The following is a 2,583-nucleotide window of genomic DNA, read 5'->3' as shown; positions in this document are numbered from 1 at the left end:
GCTCGCCGGCCCGGCGGTCGACGGCGAGGTGCTGCGGGTGCTCCGCGGGGCGTGGACCGAGAACGCCCTGCTGACCCGGGCGCTGGCCGCGGCGACGTCGGACCGGCCGCTGCACGTGCGGCTGTCGCACCTGGAGGCGCTGGGCCTGCCAGGGTCGCTGCTGTCCGCGCTGCGCGAGGTGCTGCTGGCCCGGGGGTGAGGCGCCGCGGGTGTCGGTGGGGGCGCCTAGGCTTGGCCCTGCCATGACGTCGCTCTTCGAGAACCTGCCGCTGCCCGGACTCGCCCTCTCCGACCTCGGTCGCCTGCCGGCCGCCGTGCCACCGCGCGGTGACCAGCCCGGCGACGGCGCCGGTGCGGGCGAGGCCACCGACGCGCCCGGGGACGGCGACGACCGCCGGGGCCGCGGCCGCGCGCCGTCGATCGACGCCGACGCGCTGCTGGTCGGCCTCAACCCGCAGCAGCGCGCCGCGGTGCTGCACCACGGCGGCCCGCTGCTCATCGTCGCCGGCGCCGGCTCCGGCAAGACCCGCGTGCTGACCCACCGCATCGCGCACCTGCTGGCGACCCGGCAGGCGCGGGCGGGGGAGATCCTGGCGATCACGTTCACCAACAAGGCCGCGGCCGAGATGCGCGAGCGCGTGGCGTCCCTGGTGGGCCCGTCCGCCCGGATGATGTGGGTCTCGACGTTCCACTCGGCGTGCGTCCGGATCCTGCGCCGCGAGGCGCAGACCCTCGGCCTGCGGCAGTCGTTCTCGATCTACGACTCCGCGGACTCGCAGCGGCTGCTGAGCCTCGTGGCGCGCGAGCTCGACCTGGACCCGAAGAAGTACCCGCCGAAGGCGCTGCAGTCCAAGATCTCGAACCTCAAGGACGAGCTGGTCGACCCCGACGCGTTCGCGGCCACGGCGAGCGGGTCCAACGACTTCGACCAGGCGCTGGCGCAGGTCTACACCCGGTACCAGCAGCGGCTGCGCCAGGCGAACGCCCTCGACTTCGACGACCTCATCATGACCACGGTGAACCTGCTGCAGGCCTTCCCGGCCGTCGCGGAGCACTACCGCCGCCGGTTCCGGCACGTGCTGGTCGACGAGTACCAGGACACCAACCACGCGCAGTACGTGCTCGTGCGCGAGCTCGCGGGCGTCGGCGCGGCGGACCCGGGCGCGGACGCCGCGGTCCCGCGCGGCGAGCTCACCGTCGTCGGCGACGCGGACCAGTCGATCTACGCCTTCCGCGGCGCCAGCATCCGCAACATCATGGAGTTCGAGGCCGACTACCCGGACGCCACGACCATCCTGCTGGAGCAGAACTACCGCTCGACGCAGACGATCCTGTCCGCCGCCAACGCGGTGATCAGCAAGAACCCCGGCCGCAAGCCCAAGCGGCTGTGGACCGACTCCGGCTCCGGGCCGAAGATCGTCGCCTACGTCGCCGACAACGAGCACGAGGAGGCGCGGTTCGTCGCGGAGGAGATCGACCGCCTCGGCGACTCCGACGGCGTGCGCCCCGGCGACGTCGCGATCTTCTACCGGGCCAACGCTCAGTCCCGCGCGCTGGAGGAGGTGCTGATCCGCGTCGGCCTGCCGTACAAGGTCGTCGGCGGCACCCGGTTCTACGAGCGGCGCGAGATCAAGGACGCCGTCGCGTACCTGCGCGCGATCGCCAACCCCGACGACGACGTCAACCTGCGCCGCATCCTGAACGTGCCCAAGCGCGGGCTCGGCGACCGGTCCGAGGCCATGGTCGCGGGCTACGCGGAGCGCGAGCGCGTCTCCTTCGGCCAGGCGCTGGAGCGCCTGGAGGAGGTGCCCGGGCTGGGCACGCGCGCGATCACCGGGCTCCGGGCGTTCGCCGAGATGATGTCCGACCTGCGGGCGCTCACCGAGTCGGGCGCCGGCCCGGCCGAGATCCTGTCGGTCGTGCTCGACCGCAGCGGCTACCTGGCGGAGCTGCGCGCGAGCGAGGACCCGCAGGACCAGACCCGGGTCGAGAACCTCGCCGAGCTGCACGCCGTGGCCAGCGAGTTCGAGCAGTCCGACCCCGAGGGCGACCTCGCCGACTTCCTCGAGCGGGTGTCGCTGGTCGCCGACTCCGACCAGATCCCGTCCGACGACGGCGGCGACGACGCGGACGGCGAGCCGAAGCCGGACCAGGGCGTCATCACGCTGATGACCCTGCACACGGCCAAGGGCCTGGAGTTCCCGGTCGTGTTCCTCACCGGGATGGAGGACGGCACGTTCCCGCACATGCGGTCGCTCGCCGACACCGACCAGCTCGCCGAGGAGCGCCGGCTGGCGTACGTCGGCCTCACCCGCGCGCGGCAGCGGCTGTACATCTCCCGCGCCGCGGTCCGCACCGCGTGGGGCGTGCCGAACGAGTTCCCGCCGAGCCGGTTCCTCGACGACCTGCCCGAGGACCTCATCGACTGGCGGCGGCGCGAGTCGTCGAACGACCGGCTGCGCGGCCCGGGCGGGTTCCTGGGCGGGCGCTCGGGGTACGCCTCGGGCGGCGGCGGGTACGGCGAGCGGTCGGGGTCCGGGTCGACCCAGAGCTGGAAGAAGAGCTCCGCGGCGTCCCGCGCCG

2 protein-coding genes are annotated in these 2,583 nt (G+C 73.8%); both read left to right on the top strand.

Translation table 11 applies throughout. The annotated features are described in order from the left end of the window. Nucleotides 1–199 (top strand): hypothetical protein (locus tag VER05_RS08705; protein WP_324844974.1); only part of this gene is annotated, 199 nt, incomplete at its 5' end. A gap of 43 nt (nucleotides 200–242) precedes the next feature. Next, nucleotides 243–2,583, top strand: a 2,341-nt coding sequence (gene pcrA, locus VER05_RS08700; protein ID WP_324844973.1) for a DNA helicase PcrA, incomplete at its 3' end; no start/stop codon positions are given.

This window comes from Cellulomonas sp. (genome assembly GCF_035634735.1).
GTDB lineage: Bacteria > Actinomycetota > Actinomycetes > Actinomycetales > Cellulomonadaceae > Cellulomonas.
The sequence above is the reverse complement of the archived record's forward strand: the minus strand, read 5'-3'. Positions and strand labels throughout refer to the sequence as shown.